Raw genomic sequence first — 23866 nt, forward strand, 5'->3', positions numbered from 1 at the left:
ATTTCTAAATTCATTGAAAAGCTGATTACCGCAATCTTATTATTAACCAAGGAACTGATTTTATTTATACAACATTGATAACTTACTAATAATATTAATAATTTTAAGATTACCTTAAAATCAATGGTACCCCTACGCTTTTTTTAGGGGAGTGTGTTTCATATAAAAAATTGGCAGAATACTTTAACTTTAGGCACTTTAGCTCACTTTAGGCACTTTAGCTCACTTTAGCTCACTTTACGGACTTTAGGCACTTTTTTAAAAAGGAGAATTATTATGAAAATAGTTTCAATAATGTGGAGCTCTTATGCCAACATGCTTGTCCGCGCGGCAAAAAATGTGGCCGATATTCTGGAGGTTTCGGCCTATTCTTCAAAGGTTCTTGAAGAAGACCCGGAAAAGGTTGACGCTGTATTGAAAGAGGCTGCGGATGCGGACATCATCTTTCTTTACCGCTCATCCGAGGGATTCTGGGAGGTTATCGAAAATCAGCTAAAGGAACTGGGCAAAAATATTCCTGTTATCTGCTGCGGGTATGATCCTTCATACTGGACGCTTTCCACTGTCCGGCCGGAGATAGTGGCGGAGGTCAACTCATACGTTGTCATCAACGGCGAGGAGAACTTTATCAACATGCTCCGCTACATTGCCAGCGAGGCCGGTGGACTCGATATAGAGGCAGAGGAACCCAGGCCCGTTCCCTGGGAAGGTCTTTATCATCCTGAAGCGCCGACCGGGTATTTTGCTACTGTGGATGAATATCTTGAATGGTACGAAGAATACAGAGGTCTGAGCTCGGAGGTCAGAGGTCAGAAGTCGGAGGTCGGAAGTCAGAGATCCACTGTGGGCATTCTTTTTACCCGGCATCAATGGGTAAATGACAATCTGGAGGTGGAAGATACCCTGATCCGTGAACTGGAACGGCTTGGGCTGGATGTTATCCCTGTTTTTTCTTATTCGGTCAAGGATGAGGAGCGGGGATGCAAGGGGAGCGGGGAGGCGGTCTGCGAGACATTTTTGCGGCCGGACGGAACTTCGCGCATAGATATTATGATAAAACTCCAGAACTTTCCTTTGCAAAGCAGCCGGGAAAAAGGCCACGACAATAAAGAGATCGCGGCGGAAGGCATAGAGATTTTAAAAAAAATCGGCGTGCCTGTCATATCTCCTGTAACTTCATACTACAAGACCATAGATGAGTGGGAAAACGAGATGGACGGAATAGGCAGCAGCGTAGGGTGGTCAATGGCCATGCCTGAATTTGAAGGGGTGATTGAGCCCTTTATTGTCGGGGCCGCGAATAAAACCGGAGAGGGGCTTCAAGTGCGGATGCCGATAGAAGAGAGATGCCGCAAGGTTGCCGGGCGGGTTGCAAAATGGGTGCAGTTAAAGAAGAAACCTCCGGCAGAGCGAAAGATCGCGTTTATCCTGCACAATAATCCCTGCGCCTCGGTTGAGGCCACGGTCGGCGGCGGCGCGCATCTTGACACCCTCGAGAGCGCTGCCATGATAATGGGCCGGATGAAAGAAGCCGGTTATCGGGTTGATCCTCCTGAAAACGGCAAGGAACTTATCAATACGATTATGGAGAGAAAGGCTGTTTCTGAATTCAGGTGGACTACTGTAGATGAGATCGTCAAAAAAGGAGGCGTCTTAGCACATGTTTCGGTTGATGAGTACAGAAGATGGTTCGACACGTTTCCGGAAAAAGTAAGAGACAGGATATCCGGGGCATGGGGAAATCCTCCGGGCGAGGAAGTAAACGGAGTCCCCGCCGCCATGGTATATAATGGCAAAATTCTGGTTACAGGGGTTGAATACGGCAATGCAGTGGTCTGCGTCCAGCCCAAACGGGGCTGCGCCGGGCCGAGATGCGACGGCCGGGTATGCAAAATTCTTCATGATCCTGATGTGCCGCCGCCTCACCAGTATATAGCCACCTATCGTTATCTACAAGATATATGGGGAGCTGATGCCATTGTTCATATAGGAACACATGGCAACCTTGAGTTTTTGCCCGGTAAATCGACCGCTCTTTCCGAATCCTGTCTTCCTGATATAGCCATTGGAGATATGCCCCACCTCTATATCTATAATGCAGATAACCCGCCTGAAGGAACAATCGCCAAGCGCCGCAGTTATGCAACGCTTGTTGATCACATGCAGACCGTGATGACCCAGGGCGGGCTTTATGACGATCTGGAGGAACTTGATCGATTCCTGGGTGAATATGAGCAGGTAAAAAATATTGATAAAGGCCGCGCCCATGCCCTGGAGCATCTGATCGACGATTCCTTGCAAAAGACCAACCTTCTCGAAGGGGCAAAGCTTTTACCTGATGCTCCCTTTGAAGAAAAGGCCAGGGCCGCGCACGATGTGCTGAGTCTGACAAGAAACACCAAAATACAGGATGGAATGCACATCTTCGGCGAGCTGCCGCAGGGTGAACGCCGGGTTGATTTTATCAACTCCATCCTCTCTTATGATGCAGGCGAAGAAATCTCTCTCCGTAAGCTTATTTGCAGGCTTATCGGTACGGAGTTAGGCGATCTTTTGAGCGACAGGGGAGCGTATTCCTGTTTCTACAAAAAAAGCCATGGTGAGCTGCTTGAGGAGATTGATATTTTGAGCAAAAAATTTATCAGCCAGGTTCTTGCCGGCGGCGATGATGATGCAGGCACAAAACTTAAAAATATTCTGGATGGCTTGCTGAAAGATGAGACTCATCTAAACAAAATTCATCTGATTGAAGACAAAATTTGGGATCTAAATACAAGGCTGAATGCCTCAAAGGAAGTTGAGGCCTTGCTTTCAGGTTTTGAAGCAAAATATATTCCGGCCGGACCCTCCGGCCTGATTACAAGAGGAAGGGATGATATACTGCCAACCGGAAGAAATTTCTACTCCCTTGACCCTCATCGGGTCCCGACCAAGGCTTCCTGGAAAGTGGGAATGAGACTGGCTGATGCCGTGATTGAGAAACATGAAAAAGAAGAAGGAAAAACTCCGGAAAATGTGGCAATTTTCTGGATGTGCTCCGATATTATGTGGGCCGACGGCGAGGGTATGGCCCAGATCATGTACCTTATGGGAGTCAAACCGGTCTGGCTCTCCAATGGAAGGTTAAAAGGGTTTGAAATTATTCCTTTGGAGGCTCTTGGCAGGCCGCGCATCGACGTGACGATCCGGGTTTCCGGCATCACCAGGGATAACTTCCCAAACTGTATCGATGTCATAGACGAGGCTGTCCAGGCAGTAGCGGCTCTGGACGAACCTGATGAAATGAACTTTGTCAGAAAACATACCCTGGCCCAAATTGCGGAATCAGGTGCGGAATCGGGCAATGATCCGACCTCGGAAAAGACCTGGCGCGATGCCACGTTCCGTCTGTTTGCCTCAAAACCAGGCACTTATCAGGCAGGCACAAATCTGGCGGTATATGCCTCGGCCTGGAAAGACGAAAAAGATCTCTCCGATATTTTTGTATACTGGAACGGCTATGCTTACGGCAAGGGGGTGTTCGGCGAAGAAAAACAGAGCCAGTTGGCCGGCAGTTTGAAAACAGTCGATGTTACTTACAACAAGGTGGTTTCGGATGAATACGACCTGTTCGGCTGCTGCTGTTATTTTGGTACCCACGGTGGAATGACCGCTGCAGCGAGAAGCATCTCCGGAAAAAAGGTAAAGACCTACTATGGAGATACACGGGAACCGGAGCATGTGGAAGTAAGGGATATGGCCGATGAGGTCAGGCGGGTCGTACGCACCAAGCTTTTAAATCCCAAATGGATCGAAGGGATGAAGCGTCATGGATATAAAGGAGCCGGGGATATATCAAAAAGGGTCGGCCGGGTTTACGGCTGGGAAGCAACCACCCAGGAGGTGGACGACTGGATATTCGACGATATAACCAGGACATTTGTTTTAAACGAGGAAAACCGCAAATTCTTTGAAGAGAATAATCCCTGGGCTCTTGAGGAGATCGGCCGCAGGCTGCTTGAAGCCGAAAGCAGAGGTCTCTGGGATGCAGACCCGCAGGTACTGGAAGGTCTCAAGGAACAGTATCTGGAGGTCGAAGGCTGGATAGAAAAAAAAATGGGAGATGTTGAAGGAGACTTCCAGGGCGGCTCAGTCGATATCCTCACGTCTGAGGACGTGGAGAACTGGGGGGAGATGATGAAAGAGGTAAAGGCAAAAATTCAAGCTGCAAAGCCCGAATAAAAGAGCCCTAATCCGTGAAATCCGTGAAATCCGTGTCATAAATAAATATAATAAAGAATTATAGGGATTTTTTCCTGAACGGTTCATTTTCATATTCCAAAGATGAAAAAGGGAGCGCCATCTGGAGCTATGACACGCCGGAAAAGACGCGCCCCGCAAAAAGCGATGATTATTATCCTGATCCGTCCAAACCCCGTTACAGAAAGAAGCGTGAATCGTATGGAGGGGTGATTAATTTTGGTCAAGGTGATTTTTATACTGAATTTTTCACCAATGACCACTGGAAGGAGAACAAAGCTACAGGAATTCGCAGGGACAAAGAAGGGAACATTATTTATCAAAAGGACGACGCTGGAAATGTCAGCGCTATTCCATATCAAGGGCGCAACGAAGTGAATGTCAAAGAGTATGGAGGGAAAGTCGGGATCAAAAAGAAGGACTATGATTATGGACTCCGCTCTATTTTATATACCGCTGATTTCTCCAAAACCGGCAGTACGGGTGAAACCGTGAAAGGTGACGCGGATGAATATCTGCTGGATCTATTTAGCGGGTGGCGCCGGCGGGGTTTTGCCCTTTCCGCCAATATATTCTATCATGAAGAATACGGCTTTGATTTGTTTCCAAAGATAGCTTACAGTAAACAATTCAAGCCCTTTTTTTTCGATATATCCTTTACTTCCACAAAAAAATATCTGAGTTTTTTTCAAAAATATTTTTCTACAAGCTATAGCCGGGCCAACCCGGATCTTGATCCCCAGACCAACCTTTGCGTTACCTTGAAGATCGGCGGAGAACACCATCTGGGCTCAAATCGGTTCAACTGGCAGGTGGCCCCATTTTTCAATAAGGCCTATAATCGCTTTTATACCCACACCTGTTTTAAGCTTGATTCTGATGGAAAGCCGATAGTCGATCCTGATACGAACAAAAAAAAGGTGGATTACACCCGGTACGAAAATCTGGACGAGGCTTATTGGGCCGGCGGCGATCTTATTTTCAAGTATATCTATGGCAGATGGACCGGCTTTGATGCGCGCTTTACAATCAAGTATACCCGCGATGAGGTGCATGACAGCTCTTTCGCCTACTTTGCGCCCTATAACTTTAAGGGCCGCTTTTTTTTAAAGCCTGTTGAATTTTTATATCTTCAACTATGGTATACCTACTACGCGGATCGGTATGCGGACCAGGCGGAAACGTATAAAATGTTATGGTACCATTATTGGGATCTCAAGGCGACATATCGCGCGAAAAAAAATGTCGATATACACCTGGAGGTGAAAAATCTAACCGATTTTGATTATTATATCTACCGGGGTTATCCGGGCAATTGCCGGCGCTGGTGGCTCGGCATGGAAATCAGGTTTTAGATAAAAATCCTGTTTAAAAAAGGTGAAGCATTGATAAAAATAGATGGTCTCAAAAAAAATTACAAAAATATTCAGGCGCTGAAAGGGATCACCCTCCATATTCCTCGAGGCGAGTTGTTTGCTTATCTCGGCCCTAACGGCTCCGGCAAGACAACAACCATAAATATTCTAACGGGACTGTCAGGTTTTTCCGCAGGGAATGCATATTTGAACAATTTTCATATACAAAAAAAACCTGTAAGGGCAAAAATGCAGGCCGGGCTTGTGCCCCAGAGGATAAACCTTGATAATGAGCTCACCATCAATGAAAACCTGGATATCCACGGCAGGCTCTTTCACATGTCCGGGAAAAAGAGAAAAAAAAGGATTGACGAATTGCTCGATTATATCGAAATGAGAGACCGTAAAAATAGTCTTGTAAAACATCTGTCCGGAGGTTTGAAGAGGCGGGTCGTGATAGTAAGGGCCATGATGCATTTCCCCGGAATCCTTTTTCTTGACGAACCTACTGTGGGGCTCGACCCGAATATAAGACGAAGGATATGGTCGTTGATCAAAAGAATCCGGCAGGATGGCGCAACTATTTTTTTAACCACCCACTATATAGAAGAGGCGGAGTTTTTAGCGGAGCGGGTCGCATTTCTTGATAACGGGGAGATCGTGAAAATTGATGCCCCGCAAAACTTTATGGATCAAACAGGAAAATGGGCGCTCGATGATATGGTGAACGATAAGATTAAAACTATCTATTTCAAAAACAGGGATGAAGCGGCTAATCATATTAGAAATCGGGAAGGAAATTTTACATTAAGAAGGGTTAATCTGGAAGACGCCTTTCTTTCACTGACAGGTAAAAAGGTGGAAAATAAATGATAAAAGGCTGGTTTGCCGTCTATTACAGGGAACTTTTGATCTTGAGACGGAAATTTTTCAGGCAGGCTGCCTCCATGTCGATTGCTCCCCTGCTTTATCTGATTGCGTTTGGGTTGGGTATGGGGCGGAACATTACTGTAGACGGTCATTCTTACATGGAATTTCTGGTGCCGGGACTTGTGGCCATGACCAGCATGACCCAGGCGTTTGCCATCGGTGTTGAGATTAATGTGGCCAGGTTTTACTGGCACATCTTTGATGAGTTTCAATCGGCTCCTGTCTCCAATCTCGCTTATGTAATCGGTGAAACGCTGGCGGGCATTACGAGGGCATTGCTCTCTTCGGCCATTATTCTGGTGATAGCAGCCCTGTTCGGAATAGTTCTGCATTACAGCCTGTTTTTCTGGTTAATCATAATTCTGAACAGTTTTATCTTCGCCTCCATTGCCATCTGTTCGGCGATGCTGGTTAAGTCTCATGCCGACCAGTCGCTGTTTTCAAATTTTATTATAACTCCCATGGCGTTTCTTGGGGGAACCTTTTTTCCTGTTGAAAATTTGCCTTTCCGGGCTCAAAAATTGTTAAATCTTTTGCCCCTTACGCATGCATCCCATGCCATAAGAGATGCTTCTTACGGCAATATGCCGAATATATTCCCTTATCTTCTTCTCTCAGGAATAGGGGTAATCTTTTTCATAGCAGGGGTCTTTTGCGTTAACAAAGCCAAAAGCTGATTGGAAATATTGCCGGGAGCGATCCAAACTAACAGGAAATTTATTCAAAGCCATTTTTTGCTTCTTTCGCGGTTGTGGATTTAACTGTGTGGGTATAAATCATGATTCCCGGCGCTGACTTCGTCACCGCGATTAGCCCAATGAATAACATAGAAATATTAACGAAGAAAACAGCTTTACAATATTTTTTCTACCTGATAATAATAGTTACATGGTTAAGAAGAAAAGAAAGAAGATAAAATTTAAAAAAGTTGTTTCTGAGCAATTCCCCGTTAATCCCAAAAGAGGTGGCGGTCTCCTCAAAATTGAGGCCTGGGAGAATGAAAAAGGAAAAATTGTCAAATACAGCATGGCGTATATTAACCACCTCATATTTTCAGGAGATAATGGTCGGGTTCTTGGCTATGACAATACCCATGATTTTCATCACAAACACTATTTTGGTGAAATATCAGAGGTCCTCGATTTCACAACCTATCAGGATTTAGTGGAACGTTTTGAAAATGAAGTAAAGGAGTTCATAAAATGAGTGTCGAACTAAAAGCAGGCTCACTTTCAGATTTTTTCTCTTCGGCTAAGGAAACGGCAAAAGAGATTGATGAGAAACGTAAAGTAACAAGAAAAAATATAATTTGGGTCGATCCTGTTGACTTAATGTCAATTCTCAAGCCGGAAAGAACAAAGCTTGTTCAATATTTACGCAAAAAAAGAAGGGTTGTTTTCTCTGAATTGATGTCCGATATGAATCGCACGCCTGTAAGTCTGAATAATGATCTAAAAATATTATCAAAATATCAATTGGTAAATATTTTTAAAGAGGCCAATCCTGGACATGGCGTACAGAAAGTGATTGAGCCAACATTTGGCAGCGAGAAGATAGAATTTAAAGCAGAAATATAAGTTTTTTGTAGTTAGTTACGTCGTCAAGAGGAGCTACCAAATCACTTCATTGGAATTTTACTCCGCTGCGCTCCGTAAAAACCAGTGAGTTCAGTCATTATGGTGCATAAAACAATAAGGAGATCAATGAACCTGACAGATCAGTATTTTGACAGAGCTCATGAGATAATTGGTGAGCGAACCCCGGAAGAAAAAAAATATGACAACGAAGTCCTTCTTTGGCTCGAAAAGACAGGTAAGATAAGAAAAGCAATTAACACGGCAAATAAGAAACACCCAAATGAGATGCTGCAATACAACGAAGACAACATTGCCGACATCCAAGAACACTACGAGTATCTCGTTAAACCACATGAAGATCATAAGGAAATTGGGTAATTAAGAAATTAACACCTATTCGGCGGTGTGGCAAACGTCGCTATCTAAATTTTGGTTTTCAGAAACAAAGTGATGAATAAAGGATAAAAGTAAAAATGACAGGCTCTGCCTGGGACATTTGTACGGAGATGCTGCCGGGAATCCGCAAAGTTTCAAGCAGATTAATCGGTTATGGGAGCCGGTCTATGAAGCTCTGTACTCTGCCGGATTCTGTCCGCAAATTGTTTCATCCGGTTCCACGCCTTCCCTGGAAAAGACGCATCTTGTCTCGCACGTTAATGACATAAGGGTGGGAACAGCTTTTTTAAACGATTATTTTGTTGTAAAGTTTGGACACTGCGCCCTGGAAAATTGTGCCGCCAGGGTAGTAACAACCGTTGTTTCGGATGTGACTCCAGGTCAGGTTATCATTGACGTCGGTTCAAAAGGGTTTTCCGCAAAACAGTTGCTGCGCCGGGATAACCTTGAAATGGGATATATCCCGGCCTATTCCGAGGCCCGGATTTTTCGCCTTCACAAAGAATATGGCTGGCTTGATGTAAGTCATTGCAAGAATCCCCCCCGGGATCGGACAGCGGCTGAACATTATCCCTGTAAATGTAAGTCTTTGTTTTAACCTGTATGATTATTTTTATCTGCTGAGCAGCGACGGTACTTTGCAAAAAGAGCGCATTGACGCCAAGGGCTTATATGTTTAACCGGCATGTAAAGGGTTATGTTGCGGGTTTTGAACTATTTGATTTGATGATCTCAATTGGGTATGCTATTTTACTGGGTGAGTAAACTTAAATTAAAAACTACGTCCCATTAAATATTTTGCAGGCCCGAGCTTCCCGATTTCCTGGATTACATTGTTTGCCACCTCGGCAAACTTTACACCTTCGGCAGATGATATCCATGAAAAATGGATTCTGCCTGGTTCCAGGCCTGTGTATTCAAGCATATTTTTTAAAAGTATAAATTTTCTCCTTGCGTAATAATTGCCTGTCAAATAATGGCAGTCTCCTGGATGACACCCTGACACCCATACGCCGTCTATGCCGCGTCTAAAGGCTGCCAGTATCATCTTGGGAGTAATACGTCCTGAACAGGGCACACGGATTATCCTCATATTCGGCGGATACTGGAATCTGCTGACTCCGGCAAGATCCGCTGCTCCATAACTGCACCAGTTACACAAAAAAGTGATAATTTTAGGTTCAAAACTTTCCATGGTTTTTCCTTTTTATTAATTATGCCATTATATATTTTTTATTCGAAAAAATATTACTTGCTTCTGAAAGCTCCTCTTGTGTCACGCTCCTGCGGATGGTTTCCATCCTTTTCATGGTCTCGGCAAAGAGCGTTCCTTCTGCGGCGCTGATCCATTCAAGTTGAAGCCGCTCCGGGTTGATGCTGAATTTCTCCATTTTTTTATGCATCTTTTTAACCCGTTTTTCCGTCCAGTGGTTTGCATTTATATAGTGGCAGTCTCCGATATGACACCCGCTTATAAGAACAACAGGGACTCTCCCGGCAAAGGCGCGCCAGACAAATTTTTCATCCACCCGGCCCGAACACATCACCCTGATAAGCCGTGCATTGGGAGGATACTGAAGCCGGGATACACCGGCATAATCGGCTCCCGCATAAGAGCACCAGTTGCAGGCAAAAGCGAGAATTTTTTCCTCCGGCTTATCTTCCAGCAGAGCGTCGATCTGACTTGCGATCTGGATATCGGTGAAATGGTTCATGATTATGGCTCCAAAAGGGCATTCGGCAGCGCATGTTCCGCATCCTGAACAAGCCGCCTTGTTTACAACCGCTGGAGTCTTTTTTTTAACATCTACTGTAATTGCGTTATACGGGCAGACTTCCGCACATTTTCCGCATGCTTTGCAATGATCTGTCAAAATTTCAGCGGTAATCGGCTCTGTTGTAATTTCTCCCTTGTGCATCAAACCGATAGCCCGCGCGGCAGCCGCCGAAGCCTGGGTTACACTCTCCTTGATATCTTTTGGTCCTTCCGCGCACCCTGCAAAATATATCCCCCTGGTAGCTGCATCCACAGGTTGAAGCTTTGGATGAGCTTCCAGAAAAAAACCGTCCGGGCTGAGCTGAAGCCCTAACATTTTTTGGAGCTTTCTGGTCGCCGGAGCAGGTTTGATCCCAATCGCGAGAACAAGCATATCCAGATGAAAAAACTCAAGCCCGCCGGAAACCGTGTTCTCAACGGCTGCCGTTATGCTCCCGTCATCTTCCTGCTGAACGGTTCCGGGCAATCCTCTTATGTATCGGACTCCCATTTTTTTGCTTCGCATATACAGGTCTTCAAAACCTTTGCCGAACGCCCTGATATCAATATAAAAGACTTTTATATCGATATCGGGATAATGTTCCTTAATCATGAAGGTGCTTTTCACCGTATTCATACAACAAATGTTGGAGCAGTATTTGCCCCCCTTGCCGGTCGAACGGGAGCCGACGCACTGTATAAAGCCTACGGATTCAGGCCGCCTTCTGTCTGAGGGACGTATCAGCTCCCCTTTTGTAGGCCCGCCGGCGTTCATTAAACGCTCAAATTCAATGCTGGTTAAAACATTTTCAAATCGTGTATATCCATACTCGTCCATTTCAGTCGGGTCATAGGCTTCAAGACCGGTGGCAACCACAATTGAACCTGCTTTTTCCACAAATTCTTCGTCAGACATATGAAAATCGATGCACCCTTTTTCGCAGGCATCAATACATTTGGCGCAGACCGCCGGGTTATGCCCAAGGCATTCGTTGATATTAACAAGATATGCAGAAGGAACAGACTGGGGAAAAGGGGTATAAATCGCCCTTCGCGATGAAAGCCCCTGATTAAACTCATCCGGCCGGATCACAGGACAAACTTTGGCGCATTCGCCGCAGGCAGTGCATTCGTTTTCATTCACATAACGGGCCTTTTTCAGAATTTTTACCTCAAAATTGCCCACATACCCTTTAACATCAACCACTTCGCTCATTGTGTAAAGCTTGATCATCGGATGCCTGTTTACATCAGACATTTTAGGGCCGAGTATGCAGATGGAACAGTCCATGGTGGGGAAGGTTTTGTCCAGTTGCGCCATGATGCCGCCTATGGAAGGTTCTTTTTCCACTAAAGCCACACTTATACCGGCATTTGCCAGATCCATGGCTGTTTGTATGCCGGCTACCCCTCCTCCGATAACCAGTGTCCTTTTTGTAACCGGAATAGTCTCTTCTTCCAAAGGCCATATGAGCCGCGCCCGCGCTATCGACATTTTAACCAGATCTATTGCTTTTTCCGTTGCAGCGTCAGGCTCATTCATGTGAACCCAACTGCATTGCTCACGGAGATTGGCCATTTCCAGAAGATACGGGTTTAATCCCGCGTCCTTTAACATCTGCCGGAACGTCGGTTCATGCAGCCTGGGCGAACAGGAAGCAATAACTATCCGGTTTAATCCGTTTTCAAGTATATCATCTTTAATCTGCTGCTGCCCCTGCTCGGAACAAACATAGATTAAATCTTTTGAAACAGTAACATCATCAAGATTTGAAGCGTATAAAGCCACCTCACTGCAGTTTACGGTTTGCGCAATATTCAAACCGCAGTGGCATATATAAACACCGATGCGGGCATCTTCCCTGTGGTCCAGGTCTTTTATATCAATCATTTTATTCTACTTTATGCTAAATTAAAATTAATTTTTAATTCATAAAAATTTTAGTTTGATTGCGCATGAATTTTTTGCCTCATCTTTGCCTTGATATTGCCGTAAACACTGATTTTAATCTGCGGTTTGATTTTACTGTCGGTTTCCAGATAAATATAATCGTGGTACCGGCCTTTTTCTTTTTTCAGATTTTTAATTAAAAGCTTATATCCGGACCTGCCGGATTTTTTAATTTCCTTTAATTTGAAACTAAAGTTTTTCCCGTTTTTTGCGCCGGTTTCAACTATAGTAAACGGATATTTTTTTTCAGGAATAATGAAAACTTCCGCTTTTACAGATTCACCGGCAAATCCGGCCAGCATTACTCTTGGTGGTTCTATGACCGCAAATCTTTCAACCTTGCCGGAAATAGTTAAATTGATTTCCGGCCTGTTATTATCATTTGTATATAATGTAATATATTTATGGGCGCTTCTTCCGCCATAGCCTCTTGTATTAAACTTGACAGTAACTTTTCCAGCGCCGCCCGGCGGAATCGACTTTGAATATGAAGCGGTTGTGCATCCGCATGAAGTTCTGATTTTTTTTATCTGTAAAGGCGCGCCGCCGTTATTTTGTATAACAAAATCATGTGTGACTGTAACGCCTTCCACAACAGGTGCAAATCTGCCGATGACCGACGGTAAAAAAATTGACGCAAATTTTTCGCTTTTATTTTCAACTGCCAAAGAAACATCCGCCAGAAAAATAATGTAAAAAAAAGATAAAATCCAAATAGATATCCTGATTTTCATAACCGAACTCCTTCACACAGATTTTCAGACAATTAATTTCACAAGACCATATGTTTGTTCCTGAAAACCTTCAGCCTTTCACCTTCAACTACAGCATGAACCCTTCGTGCCGCAGGCTGAGCAGCCTCCGCCCAAATCCAGGTTTGACGTGATTGCAAAGCCTCCTTCTTTATAATCTATCTCAATCGGCCTGGCATCTGACATAAGCTCTTTATTTACAATATACTTAACGCTCCCTATATCATAACAAATATCATTCTCTTTTAATTCATCTACCGCCAGCCCTATTGAAGGCCCCCCACATCCCTGGTTTGCTAAAAAAATCCTGACCGGTTTAACCTCTTTTCCTTTAAAATAATCATCAAACTCTTTTTGTGCTGTTGCAGTTACTTTAAGCATTTTAACCTCCTGAAAAAAATATTGATATTGAAAATACGTTCAAGGACAACCGTGCCTATGCAGCGGCTATCATTGCCATTATCTGTGATTCCTCAAAACCTTTAAGATGAAGCGCTCCTGATCTGCAGGATGCCACACAAGCACCGCATCCTTTGCATAAAACAGGATTGATCTCGGCTTTTTCTGCATTTACTCCCTCTGTTTTAATAAAAGGCGCATTATAAGGACAAACAGATACGCAAACACCGCAGCCGCTGCAAAAAGAAGTATCCACATAAGCAACAGTTCCTATGGTATTTATGGTTTTTTGGGCAAGCAGCCTTGTGGCGCTGGATGCTGCGGCCTGGGCCTGGGCAATTGCCTCGTCTATCGGTTTCGGATAATGCGCCAGGCCGCACAAAAAAACACCATCAACTGCAAAATCAGACGGAGCAAGTTTTACATGCGCTTCTGCAAAGAATCCTTCATCATTGACTGGAATTTTGAAAAACTGCGCAAGCTTATCGTCTTTATACGGCACAACCGCTGCTGCCAGATTTAAAATATCCGCTGTAATCGTTATCGGCATATTTAACACATGATCAATAACTTCGATCTCAAGGCCATGGTCATAAGCCGTCACCTTTGGCTTCTTCTCCATGTTGAACCTGATAAAAATTATACCTTTTTCGCGTGCTTTCGTGTAAAGTTCTTCACGCTCTCCATAGGTTCTTATATCCCTGTACAAAACAAAGATTTTCATTTCAGGATTAAGCTCCTTTAAATGCAGGGCTGAAACAATGGAATGGGTACAGCAAATCCTTGAGCAATACGGCCTGTCAGGTTCACGCGATCCAACGCACTGGATAAACACGGCTGTTTTAATCTCTTTCAGCGACGGTTCGTTATTAATAAACCTTTTATCGAGTTCAATGCCTGTCAATACTCTTGGATCCTTGCCGTACAGGTATTCGTCAGGTTTATGTTCACGGGCGCCGGTGGCAATAATCGTAATTCCGTGATGAATGGTTGTCGATTTTTCACCGGTTTTTACAACAGAGTCAAAATTGCCTACAAAACCGTCAACCGTTTCAAGCTCAGAGTTCAGATATATGGTGATATTATCATGATCCTGCACGGATTTTACCATGCGGGCAAGACCGTCCTGAACAGATTCTCCCTTTGAGGTTAAATACAAATTGTTTGCATTGCCTCCGAGTTTCACATTCCTTTCAACCATACTAACTTTATATCCCTGATCTGCAAGCGACTTTGCCGCGGCCATTCCCGAAATGCCTCCGCCTATAACCAGTGCATTCTGATCCACCTCAAGCTGCGCTTCCCTGAGAGGTTCAAACAGAGCTACTTTGGCGACTGCCATTTTTATGAGATCTTTTGCCTTTTTCGTGGCCATTTCAGGATAATTTTTATGCACCCAGGAATCATGATTGCGTATGTTGACCATTTCAAAAAGATATTTATTTAAACCGGCATTCATTAAAGTTTCCTGGAAAAGTGGATCGTGGGTGCGCGGGGTACAGGCTGCCACAACCACCCTGTTCAGGTTTTGCTCTTTGATAATGTTGGCAATGGCATCCTGTGTATCCTGTGAACAGGAATAAAGATTATCATCAGAAAATTCAACAAAAGGAAGATCTTTCGCAAAATCACGCACAGCAGGCACATCCACAACGCCGCCGATATTTATTCCGCAATGACATATAAAGACCCCTATCCTTGGTCTTTCACCGAAAACGTCGATTTCAGGAGGCATTATTAAAGCTTTGGTAAGACTGTTTCTGGCTTTAATAAGCGCAGAACCTGCGCAAAGAGCGGCTGAACCTGCTTCAATAACCGACTGTGGAATATCCTTTGGGCCCTGAAAAACTCCGCACACATAAATTCCATCTCTTGATGTGGATACAGGGTTAAATGAACCGGTTTCGCAAAAGCCGCCGGGAGTAAGTCTTATTCCTGTTTTTTTTGCAAGGGCTTTTACTTCATTATCTATCTCCATGCCCACTGACAGTACAACAATATCATATACTTCTCTGATTGTTTTACCTGTCTGTTCATCAAAATAATCGATAATCTGCCCTTTTTCTTCACCGGTTTGAGAGAAGACGGAATGTACCCTGCACCTGATAAATCTGATGCCATGTTTATCTTTTGCTTCATTATAGCAGCTTTCAAAACCTTTTCCGTGTGTGCGCATATCCATGTAAAAAATAGAACAGTCAAGGTCGGCGTCATGTTCTTTGGCTATTATAGCCTGTTTTATGGCATACATACAGCAGACACCCGAGCAATATCCATGGCTGTCTTTATGCATATCACGCGATCCCACACACTGGAGCCAGGCAATTTTTCGTGGAGGCGATTTGTCCGAAAGACATTCTATATGTCCTTCGAAGGGACCGGAAGCGCTTAGAATCCTTTCAAACTCCAGGCTGGTAATAACATCAGGAAGATTTTTATATCCGTAGTTTTCAAGATTTTTCGGATCATAACTTTTAAAACCAGGAGCCAATATCAGAGCGCCCACATTAATTACAGGATGTTCTGTCTGCCAGGCGTGTGTCTCTTCGTGCCAAGATAAATCCGAATCGTTGGGATAAGACACAAGGTCTTTGAAACTCGATATTGTTACCAAGTGGGTGCTCGGGAAACGGTTTGTTTCCTTCATCTCTGCAGGGCTTGCTCTGGCATTGATGTTAAGATAGTCCCACCTGACTAAAGACTAACCAGCAGGTCAGTAGCGAAGTCCACAGGTAAACCCGGTAACGGGAGTCTGGAGCTGGACGGAGCAAGATTGCAGGCTCTGTATTGAGCCCCGAAAAATGTATGGTTGTGGTCATTGTGATAATCCTGCTTGCAGGAAAAAGCCGACGCTTTGGAGACAGCGGAAGGCAGCAGTCCTGAATATGCTAAGGCAAGTATTCAGGACACCACCGGGGTCTTAGACCAGGGCATGTACTCAAAGGGGTAGCTCGGGAACTTGGGAGACCCGGATGTTTCCTTGGGTAAAAAGAACGGTAACAGGAAATCCAGCGCAAGCGAAATCCCGGCGTTGCATAGGAATGTCCCGCCTTGCAACGAGTCTGCCATTGGCAGAAACACAAACATTAAAAGATGGGCGATACAAGGTATCAGGGGAGGATAGCGAAGAGCGAACGAACCTGAGATAAACATTCGGAAGTCTTAGCAGATCATAGTACCGATGATTAAGAATTGAACTATCTTGATCGGAAAGGTGGGGAAGTGATGCCCAAGCGACCCACTGCAGGGAAGGTGAAGCAGGGTATAACGTTTTTTTGGCAGGAATTATGGGAGATACACAGATGTCACAAACCATATCAACAAAAAGCCGAGAAATTGCAAGAACGGTCGCTTGCAATTCCAGACCGATAGAATGGGGACAACCACCGGTGTTAACAGGTGGGTCATCCCTTATCAAAATCGAGCTGCTTGCTCAAAGTAATCCTGAACTGGTATTTACATCAGTAGTCCATCGGATAGACTTTGATTTACTGAAACAATCCTTTCGTAAAATTCGGAAAAGCAAATCTGCAGGAGTGGACAAGGTTACGGCAAAGGAGTATGCCGAAAATCTTGATCAAAACCTCTATAATCTGTATGAACGACTGCGGAGAGGACAGTACGTTGCGTCTCCTGTAAAGCGTATCTGGATAGACAAGGAAGGAGGGAAAAAGCGTCCAATTGGCATACCTGTACTTGAGGATAAAATTGTCCAGAAAGCAGCAGCAGCCATATTGAATGTCATATTTGACAGGAATTTTTACAATTTTTCCCATGCATTCAGAAAAGGTCGGAGCCAACACATGGCAATCAAAGATTTACGTGAGCAATGCTTGAAGCAGAATATCAGCTGGATAGTAAGCGCAGATATTACAGGACTATTTGACAATATTAATCACGAGTTACTTAAAGACATGATACGTCGGAGAGTAAGTGACGGCGGAATGATTCGCCTGATAGGGAAGTGGTTGAATGCAGGCGTAATGGAGGAAGGCAACCTGACGTACTCTGAAACGGGCACTCCACAGGGAGGAGTAATTTCCCCTGTGCTCAGTAATATCTTTCTTCATTATGTTTTAGATGACTGGTACGTGAAAGAAGTGATCCCCCGGATGAAAGGGAGATGCTCCATCATACGCTGGGCGGATGATTTCATCCTCGGGTTCGAGTATGAAAAAGACGCATTGCGTGTCATGGATGTATTACCCAGGCGGTTCGAACAGTTCGAGCTGTCACTTCACCCGGAAAAGACAAAACTGATTCGATTTTCCAAACGCATTAGCGGAAAGGGAAACGGGACGTTTGATTTTTTAGGGTTTACATTTTACTGGTCAAAATCATTAAAAGGGTACATGGTAATAAAGAAAAAGACGGCAAGAAAGCGTTCAAGCCGTTTTATGAAGAGAATATGGATATGGTGCAAGGATAACCGTCATAAGCCAATGGCCGAGCAGTATGAGATTCTTTGCAGTAAACTGCGAGGTTTTTACCAGTACTTTGGAGTAATAAGTAACTACAAAGTGCTGGAAGTTGTGTTTGAATATACTGAGAAAGCATGGCGTCGATGGTTAAGCCGAAGAAGTCACAAGGGCGAAGTAATGTTCGAGGACTTGCGCACAACATACCCACTGCCATTACCCAGAATAGTCCATAATATTTGATGCCGTAAGGGCTGCAAAGTTATACGCCAAACGGGGTGTCGCCTGTTTGGTTGATAATCCGGTAAAAAGGATTTGAACCGAGGAACCGTATGAGGGAAATCTTCACGTACGGGTCTGTAGGGGGGGCGTCGGGTAACCGATGCTCCTACCTGGAAATGTGACTGCATTCGCCTTGCAGGCATCAACGCACTGATAACATTCACAACAGCCTCCGCAGTCAAGACAGCGGGCTGCTTCAGCCTGAGCGTCCTTTTCATCTGAGCGGAGATTTACTTCATCAAATCCTGATAGTCTTTTTTCAAAACTCAGGGTCGATATATCAAGTCGGTTTTTGACAGGCTCATTGTCCGGTACCTGTGTCCAGTTTTTAGTAATCGGAAACTCATCTATCCACTTTTCGGGCAGCTTTTCACCCCGCAAATACCGGGCAATATATTTTGCCGAGCGTTTCCCGGCCTCAACCGCTTCTATAACTGTTGTCGGACCTGTAACTACATCTCCTCCTGCAAAAATTCCGGGTATGCTGGTTTGCAGTGTCTCTTTATTTACTTCGAGCAGGTTCCATTTCGACACTTTAATACCGGTATCAGTACCCAAAAAATCGAGTTCAGGTTCCTGGCCGATAGCCGGAATTACCCAATCGGTCTCAATAATAAAATTTGATCCTTTAATCGGGACAGGTTTTCTTCTTCCTGTTGAATCAGGCTGGGTCAGTTTGGTCTTAATGCATTCAATACCTGAAACCTTGCCGTTTTCAGCCAGGATATGAACAGGCGCTGCAAGAAAATGAATTTTAACGCCTTCATTTTCAGCTTCCTGCACTTCTTCAGTTTCTGCCGGCATTTCATTGCCGGACCGCCTGTACACGATATGAGCCTCGCTCGCGCCAAGACGCAGAGCAACCCGCGCACCGTCCAAAGCAGAGTGCCCTCCACCGATAACAACAATCTTTCCTCTGATTTTTTTCAGGCTGCCAAGGTGAACTTTACGCAAAAATGAGGTAACATCCAGAACACCTTCAGATACATTTTCACCGGAAATTTCCAGTTTCAAGCTTTTCCACGCTCCTGCAGCCAGATAGACAGCCTTTGCGCCACTATCCTGAAGTTCCTTTATCGTAATATCCTTGCCAATGGCTGTATTTGTATGGATTACAATTCCATACCGTTCAAGATTTTTAATTTCAGCGTTAAGCACCCGCCTTGGCAGGCGATGCTCAGGGATGCCGTATCTCATCATTCCGCCGGCTTCCGGCATTGATTCATATACATTTACCCTATATCCTTCCAGGGCAAGAAAGTATGCGCAGGTCAAACCCGAAGGACCGGAACCTATGACAGCAACAGTTTTATCTTTCCGTTTTATATCAGGAACGGAAATATCATTTAAATCTACCTGATCTGCGGCAAAACGTTTTAACTCCCTAATGGAAATCGCTGAATCTACCTCAAGCCGGCGGCAGTTTTGCTCACAGCTATGAGGACAAATACGGCCGAGAACGCCTGGAAACGGAAGGTCTTTCATGATGATTTCAATCGCTTCCCTGTATTTGCCCTGCTTTACCATGGCAACATAACCCTGAATGTTCAGGTTTGCCGGGCAAGCCATGCTGCAGGGCGCCCGATCAAGCTTTTCAATGGCAAAACCATTGGGAACTGCCTGGGCATACGATTTAAAAGCTGCCTTGCGAATTACAAGATTCATATTATACTCATCCGGCCTTTCAACAGGACAGGCTTCAGCGCAATCACCGCATGCAGTGCATTTATCAGAATCAATATATCCCGGAGTCGTATTAAGGGTTACCTGGTAATTACCTTTTTCCCCTTCTATTTTTTCTATCTCCGAAGAGGTATGAAGCTTAATATTTATATTCCGGCCAACCTCAACCAGCTTTGGAGACATAATGCACATGGAGCAGTCGTTGGTAGGAAAGGTTTTATCGAGTTGAGCCATAACTCCGCCGATTGACGAGGTTTTTTCAACCATATGCACATAATATCCCGAATTTGCCAGATCCAGGGCTGCCTGTATCCCTGCAATGCCGCCGCCTGCTACAATAACGGCCCCGATCACTTTATTTGTCATTTTTTATTCCTTGTTACTTAATTTTCCGGCAAATTTACTTCCAAAAGATCTTCGCCAAGATATTCCCTTTCGTTTTCACCAAGAATTCCCAGCGAAAGACAAATCAGCGTCCACATATGAATTGTGTGATAGTCTGCCTTGTTATGTTCGGCCAGGTCATGAATTTGCGCATGGCAGTTATGGCATGGAGTAATACAATAATCGGCGCCTGTAGCAATAATCTGGTCATATTTAAGCTTTCCATACTGCCATCTTTCGTTGTTATAGCCGGACTGAAGATATCCTCCTCCTCCTCCACAGCAAAAATTATTTGAATAGTTCGGAGTCATATCTATAAAATTTTCTTCGCCGACGCATGATTTTATTATAAAACGCAAATCATCGGCCAATGGATCTCCAAAACTTTTCCGCACCTGCTGGCACGGATCCTGAACTGTAAACTTTATCTTTAAATCCTTGTTCCAGTCTGAATTTACCTTAAGTTTGCCTTCTCTTATCCATTTTGCGTAATATGGCACAATCGGAGCTATTTCAAGATCGGTTTTAATGCCGAATTTTTTTACTCCCTGCCATACCGCATAGGTAGCATGCCCGCATTCAGTGTTAAGATAAACCTCGCAGCCGAGTTCTTCTGCTTTGCGGATTGAATACTCGGTGGTTTTCTTCCAGTTTTCATCATCAGCTAAAAACATGCAGTAGTTTTCTCCTCCCCAGCCTGTGCTTCCGTATGTCCAGTCGGCACCGACTATATTGAGAATTTTCCATAGAGGAATCATCTCGTCAGGCTCGGTAACAGGCTCCCTTGAATTCTGGGTCAGAAAAAAACGAGCGCCTTTTTTGTCCATTGGGGCATGGAGGTTTTCCCACCCGGGCTGTGTTTCGCGCACTTCTTCAGCCACGTCTTCAACAACAAAAATAAAATCGTCAGGAGGCGCCCCCATCGCGCTGCAACTGTCGTTTCTCAAGGCCATGTCACAAGAACCGAGAATTCCTTTGGGTCTTTTATCCCTGGGCCAGAGTTTTCTCGCCTCATGAACCATTCCCGGAATATTGATTTCCATGGGGCAAACATGGATGCACCGCTGGCACAGAGAGCACATCCAGACCCAGGGATTGCCTGCGATTTTTTCATCCATCCCCAGGACAACCATGCGCAGAAATTTTCTCGGATCCATGTTTGCAAGACCTGTAGCCGGACAGCCTGAAGAGCAGGCTCCACAGGTCAGGCAGAGATTAAGGTTTCCGCCTTCGGGCAGCATTTTTTTTACTTTTTCAAAAAAAATGGATTTGTTTTTATCTGTAATTGTAATCTTGAATGCTTCAGCCATAAAAAACTCCTTTCAAATATATTTATTTATGAGCCGGTTTCAAAATGTTCAATTTTGTTCGAGGTCAAGAAAGGCAAAAATTTTAACCACAGGAATACATTAAGTATTTCGAGGATTAAAATTTTTGTCTGACGCAGAGATCGGACAAAAGGGGGCGTTTTGAAATTGGCTCTTATGCTTGAGGATACGCTTATTTCCCATGCGCATGGTAAATCCTGTATGGTCGAGATATTCAAAAACCGGCACCCCCTCGTGCCAAGATAAATCCGAATCGTTGGGATAAGACACAAGGTCTTTGAAACTCGATATTGTTACCAAGTGGGTGCTCGGGAAACGGTTTGTTTCCTTCATCTCTGCAGGGCTTGCTCTGGCATTGATGTTAAGATAGTCCCACCTGACTAAAGACTAACCAGCAGGTCAGTAGCGAAGTCCACAGGTAAACCCGGTAACGGGAGTCTGGAGCTGGACGGAGCAAGATTGCAGGCTCTGTATTGAGCCCCGAAAAATGTATGGTTGTGGTCATTGTGATAATCCTGCTTGCAGGAAAAAGCCGACGCTTTGGAGACAGCGGAAGGCAGCAGTCCTGAATATGCTAAGGCAAGTATTCAGGACACCACCGGGGTCTTAGACCAGGGCATGTACTCAAAGGGGTAGCTCGGGAACTTGGGAGACCCGGATGTTTCCTTGGGTAAAAAGAACGGTAACAGGAAATCCAGCGCAAGCGAAATCCCGGCGTTGCATAGGAATGTCCCGCCTTGCAACGAGTCTGCCATTGGCAGAAACACAAACATTAAAAGATGGGCGATACAAGGTATCAGGGGAGGATAGCGAAGAGCGAACGAACCTGAGATAAACATTCGGAAGTCTTAGCAGATCATAGTACCGATGATTAAGAATTGAACTATCTTGATCGGAAAGGTGGGGAAGTGATGCCCAAGCGACCCACTGCAGGGAAGGTGAAGCAGGGTATAACGTTTTTTTGGCAGGAATTATGGGAGATACACAGATGTCACAAACCATATCAACAAAAAGCCGAGAAATTGCAAGAACGGTCGCTTGCAATTCCAGACCGATAGAATGGGGACAACCACCGGTGTTAACAGGTGGGTCATCCCTTATCAAAATCGAGCTGCTTGCTCAAAGTAATCCTGAACTGGTATTTACATCAGTAGTCCATCGGATAGACTTTGATTTACTGAAACAATCCTTTCGTAAAATTCGGAAAAGCAAATCTGCAGGAGTGGACAAGGTTACGGCAAAGGAGTATGCCGAAAATCTTGATCAAAACCTCTATAATCTGTATGAACGACTGCGGAGAGGACAGTACGTTGCGTCTCCTGTAAAGCGTATCTGGATAGACAAGGAAGGAGGGAAAAAGCGTCCAATTGGCATACCTGTACTTGAGGATAAAATTGTCCAGAAAGCAGCAGCAGCCATATTGAATGTCATATTTGACAGGAATTTTTACAATTTTTCCCATGCATTCAGAAAAGGTCGGAGCCAACACATGGCAATCAAAGATTTACGTGAGCAATGCTTGAAGCAGAATATCAGCTGGATAGTAAGCGCAGATATTACAGGACTATTTGACAATATTAATCACGAGTTACTTAAAGACATGATACGTCGGAGAGTAAGTGACGGCGGAATGATTCGCCTGATAGGGAAGTGGTTGAATGCAGGCGTAATGGAGGAAGGCAACCTGACGTACTCTGAAACGGGCACTCCACAGGGAGGAGTAATTTCCCCTGTGCTCAGTAATATCTTTCTTCATTATGTTTTAGATGACTGGTACGTGAAAGAAGTGATCCCCCGGATGAAAGGGAGATGCTCCATCATACGCTGGGCGGATGATTTCATCCTCGGGTTCGAGTATGAAAAAGACGCATTGCGTGTCATGGATGTATTACCCAGGCGGTTCGAACAGTTCGAGCTGTCACTTCACCCGGAAAAGACAAAACTGATTCGATTTTCCAAACGCATTAGCGGAAAGGGAAACGGGACGTTTGATTTTTTAGGGTTTACATTTTACTGGTCAAAATCATTAAAAGGGTACATGGTAATAAAGAAAAAGACGGCAAGAAAGCGTTCAAGCCGTTTTATGAAGAGAATATGGATATGGTGCAAGGATAACCGTCATAAGCCAATGGCCGAGCAGTATGAGATTCTTTGCAGTAAACTGCGAGGTTTTTACCAGTACTTTGGAGTAATAAGTAACTACAAAGTGCTGGAAGTTGTGTTTGAATATACTGAGAAAGCATGGCGTCGATGGTTAAGCCGAAGAAGTCACAAGGGCGAAGTAATGTTCGAGGACTTGCGCACAACATACCCACTGCCATTACCCAGAATAGTCCATAATATTTGATGCCGTAAGGGCTGCAAAGTTATACGCCAAACGGGGTGTCGCCTGTTTGGTTGATAATCCGGTAAAAAG

At 44.6% G+C, this 23866-nt stretch carries 18 protein-coding genes; 10 read left to right on the forward strand and 8 right to left on the reverse strand.

Features of this window, described 5'->3' with window-relative positions; translation table 11 throughout:
- Positions 1–276: 276 nt before the first annotated feature.
- The 8 genes from cobN to BuS5_RS08715 all read left to right on the forward strand — a co-directional run bounded on the left by cobN (position 277) and on the right by BuS5_RS08715 (position 9095).
- The gene (gene cobN / locus BuS5_RS08680) at positions 277–4221 is read left to right on the forward strand and encodes a cobaltochelatase subunit CobN (protein ID WP_035265970.1); all 3945 of its coding nucleotides are present in this window, start codon (positions 277–279) and stop codon (positions 4219–4221) included.
- Between the two features lie 227 nt (positions 4222–4448).
- The gene (locus tag BuS5_RS08685; RefSeq protein ID WP_027354609.1) at positions 4449–5594 is read left to right on the forward strand and encodes a TonB-dependent receptor domain-containing protein; all 1146 of its coding nucleotides are present in this window, start codon (positions 4449–4451) and stop codon (positions 5592–5594) included.
- 30 nt (positions 5595–5624) lie between these two features.
- Complete coding sequence (locus BuS5_RS08690; RefSeq protein ID WP_027354608.1) at positions 5625–6467, forward strand: ABC transporter ATP-binding protein; 843 nt, start codon at positions 5625–5627, stop codon at positions 6465–6467.
- Positions 6464–7201, forward strand: a complete 738-nt coding sequence (locus BuS5_RS08695; RefSeq protein ID WP_035265968.1) for an ABC transporter permease — start codon at positions 6464–6466, stop codon at positions 7199–7201. Before BuS5_RS08690 ends, BuS5_RS08695 begins: the two co-directional genes overlap by 4 nt.
- A 211-nt stretch (positions 7202–7412) precedes the next feature.
- Entirely contained in the window at positions 7413–7730 is a 318-nt protein-coding gene (locus BuS5_RS08700) for a toxin-antitoxin system TumE family protein (RefSeq protein ID WP_035265967.1), read from the forward strand.
- On the forward strand, positions 7727–8101 hold the full coding sequence (locus BuS5_RS08705) for a hypothetical protein (RefSeq protein ID WP_027354605.1): 375 nt from the start codon (positions 7727–7729) through the stop codon (positions 8099–8101). Before BuS5_RS08700 ends, BuS5_RS08705 begins: the two co-directional genes overlap by 4 nt.
- Positions 8102–8227: 126 nt before the next feature.
- On the forward strand, positions 8228–8479 hold the full coding sequence (locus tag BuS5_RS08710; RefSeq protein WP_027354604.1) for a hypothetical protein: 252 nt from the start codon (positions 8228–8230) through the stop codon (positions 8477–8479).
- A 118-nt stretch (positions 8480–8597) separates the two neighbouring features.
- Entirely contained in the window at positions 8598–9095 is a 498-nt protein-coding gene (locus BuS5_RS08715; RefSeq protein WP_027354603.1) for a hypothetical protein, read from the forward strand.
- A 174-nt stretch (positions 9096–9269) separates the two neighbouring features.
- On the opposite strand, the gene BuS5_RS08720 is transcribed toward BuS5_RS08715, so the two are convergent.
- The 5 genes from BuS5_RS08720 to BuS5_RS08740 all read right to left on the reverse strand — a co-directional run bounded on the left by BuS5_RS08720 (position 9270) and on the right by BuS5_RS08740 (position 16002).
- A complete protein-coding gene (locus BuS5_RS08720) occupies positions 9270–9692 on the reverse strand; it encodes a hydrogenase iron-sulfur subunit (protein ID WP_027354602.1) in 423 nt (140 codons plus the stop codon).
- Positions 9693–9711: 19 nt separating this feature from the next.
- Entirely contained in the window at positions 9712–12144 is a 2433-nt protein-coding gene (gene hdrA2, locus BuS5_RS08725; protein WP_084446175.1) for a CoB-CoM heterodisulfide reductase HdrA2, read from the reverse strand.
- Between the two features lie 50 nt (positions 12145–12194).
- Positions 12195–12938 carry a DUF1573 domain-containing protein gene (locus tag BuS5_RS08730; RefSeq protein WP_051375030.1) on the reverse strand — a complete coding sequence of 248 codons (744 nt, stop codon included), beginning with the start codon at positions 12936–12938 and terminating at the stop codon, positions 12195–12197.
- An 84-nt stretch (positions 12939–13022) separates the two neighbouring features.
- The gene (locus BuS5_RS08735) at positions 13023–13337 is read right to left on the reverse strand and encodes an IscA/HesB family protein (RefSeq protein WP_027354600.1); all 315 of its coding nucleotides are present in this window, start codon (positions 13335–13337) and stop codon (positions 13023–13025) included.
- A 55-nt stretch (positions 13338–13392) separates the two neighbouring features.
- The gene (locus tag BuS5_RS08740; RefSeq protein ID WP_084446173.1) at positions 13393–16002 is read right to left on the reverse strand and encodes an FAD-dependent oxidoreductase; all 2610 of its coding nucleotides are present in this window, start codon (positions 16000–16002) and stop codon (positions 13393–13395) included.
- 640 nt (positions 16003–16642) lie between these two features.
- Here BuS5_RS08740 and ltrA (BuS5_RS08745) point away from each other — a divergent pair.
- Positions 16643–18016, forward strand: a complete 1374-nt coding sequence (gene ltrA, locus BuS5_RS08745) for a group II intron reverse transcriptase/maturase (RefSeq protein WP_036019348.1) — start codon at positions 16643–16645, stop codon at positions 18014–18016.
- Positions 18017–18118: 102 nt separating this feature from the next.
- On the opposite strand, the gene BuS5_RS08750 is transcribed toward ltrA (BuS5_RS08745), so the two are convergent.
- From BuS5_RS08750 to BuS5_RS08760, 3 genes are all read right to left on the reverse strand, one after another.
- Complete coding sequence (locus BuS5_RS08750) at positions 18119–20104, reverse strand: FAD-dependent oxidoreductase (RefSeq protein WP_051375196.1); 1986 nt, start codon at positions 20102–20104, stop codon at positions 18119–18121.
- 17 nt (positions 20105–20121) lie between these two features.
- A complete protein-coding gene (locus BuS5_RS08755; protein WP_027355049.1) occupies positions 20122–21432 on the reverse strand; it encodes a (Fe-S)-binding protein in 1311 nt (436 codons plus the stop codon).
- 99 nt (positions 21433–21531) lie between these two features.
- On the reverse strand, positions 21532–21783 hold the full coding sequence (locus BuS5_RS08760; protein WP_274428150.1) for a SelB domain-containing protein: 252 nt from the start codon (positions 21781–21783) through the stop codon (positions 21532–21534).
- 640 nt (positions 21784–22423) lie between these two features.
- Between BuS5_RS08760 and ltrA (BuS5_RS08765) the strand changes: the two genes are divergently transcribed.
- Positions 22424–23797, forward strand: a complete 1374-nt coding sequence (gene ltrA, locus BuS5_RS08765; protein WP_036019348.1) for a group II intron reverse transcriptase/maturase — start codon at positions 22424–22426, stop codon at positions 23795–23797.
- The last annotated feature ends 69 nt before the right edge of the window (positions 23798–23866 follow it).

It is taken from the genome of Desulfosarcina sp. BuS5 (assembly GCF_028752835.1).
GTDB lineage: Bacteria > Desulfobacterota > Desulfobacteria > Desulfobacterales > BuS5 > BuS5.

Coding starts and splice junctions, on each gene's coding strand:
- BuS5_RS08730 (WP_051375030.1), bottom strand. CDS start 12,938: ATGAAAATCAGGATATCTATTTGGATTTTATCTTTTTTTTACATTATT.
- hdrA2 (WP_084446175.1), bottom strand. CDS start 12,144: ATGATTGATATAAAAGACCTGGACCACAGGGAAGATGCCCGCATCGGT.
- BuS5_RS08750 (WP_051375196.1), bottom strand. CDS start 20,104: ATGACAAATAAAGTGATCGGGGCCGTTATTGTAGCAGGCGGCGGCATT.
- cobN (WP_035265970.1), top strand. CDS start 277: ATGAAAATAGTTTCAATAATGTGGAGCTCTTATGCCAACATGCTTGTC.
- BuS5_RS08700 (WP_035265967.1), top strand. CDS start 7,413: ATGGTTAAGAAGAAAAGAAAGAAGATAAAATTTAAAAAAGTTGTTTCT.
- ltrA (WP_036019348.1), top strand. CDS start 16,643: ATGGGAGATACACAGATGTCACAAACCATATCAACAAAAAGCCGAGAA.
- BuS5_RS08710 (WP_027354604.1), top strand. CDS start 8,228: ATGAACCTGACAGATCAGTATTTTGACAGAGCTCATGAGATAATTGGT.
- ltrA (WP_036019348.1), top strand. CDS start 22,424: ATGGGAGATACACAGATGTCACAAACCATATCAACAAAAAGCCGAGAA.
- BuS5_RS08705 (WP_027354605.1), top strand. CDS start 7,727: ATGAGTGTCGAACTAAAAGCAGGCTCACTTTCAGATTTTTTCTCTTCG.
- BuS5_RS08760 (WP_274428150.1), bottom strand. CDS start 21,783: ATGAAGGAAACAAACCGTTTCCCGAGCACCCACTTGGTAACAATATCG.
- BuS5_RS08740 (WP_084446173.1), bottom strand. CDS start 16,002: ATGAAGGAAACAAACCGTTTCCCGAGCACCCACTTGGTAACAATATCG.
- BuS5_RS08755 (WP_027355049.1), bottom strand. CDS start 21,432: ATGGCTGAAGCATTCAAGATTACAATTACAGATAAAAACAAATCCATT.
- BuS5_RS08695 (WP_035265968.1), top strand. CDS start 6,464: ATGATAAAAGGCTGGTTTGCCGTCTATTACAGGGAACTTTTGATCTTG.
- BuS5_RS08735 (WP_027354600.1), bottom strand. CDS start 13,337: ATGCTTAAAGTAACTGCAACAGCACAAAAAGAGTTTGATGATTATTTT.
- BuS5_RS08720 (WP_027354602.1), bottom strand. CDS start 9,692: ATGGAAAGTTTTGAACCTAAAATTATCACTTTTTTGTGTAACTGGTGC.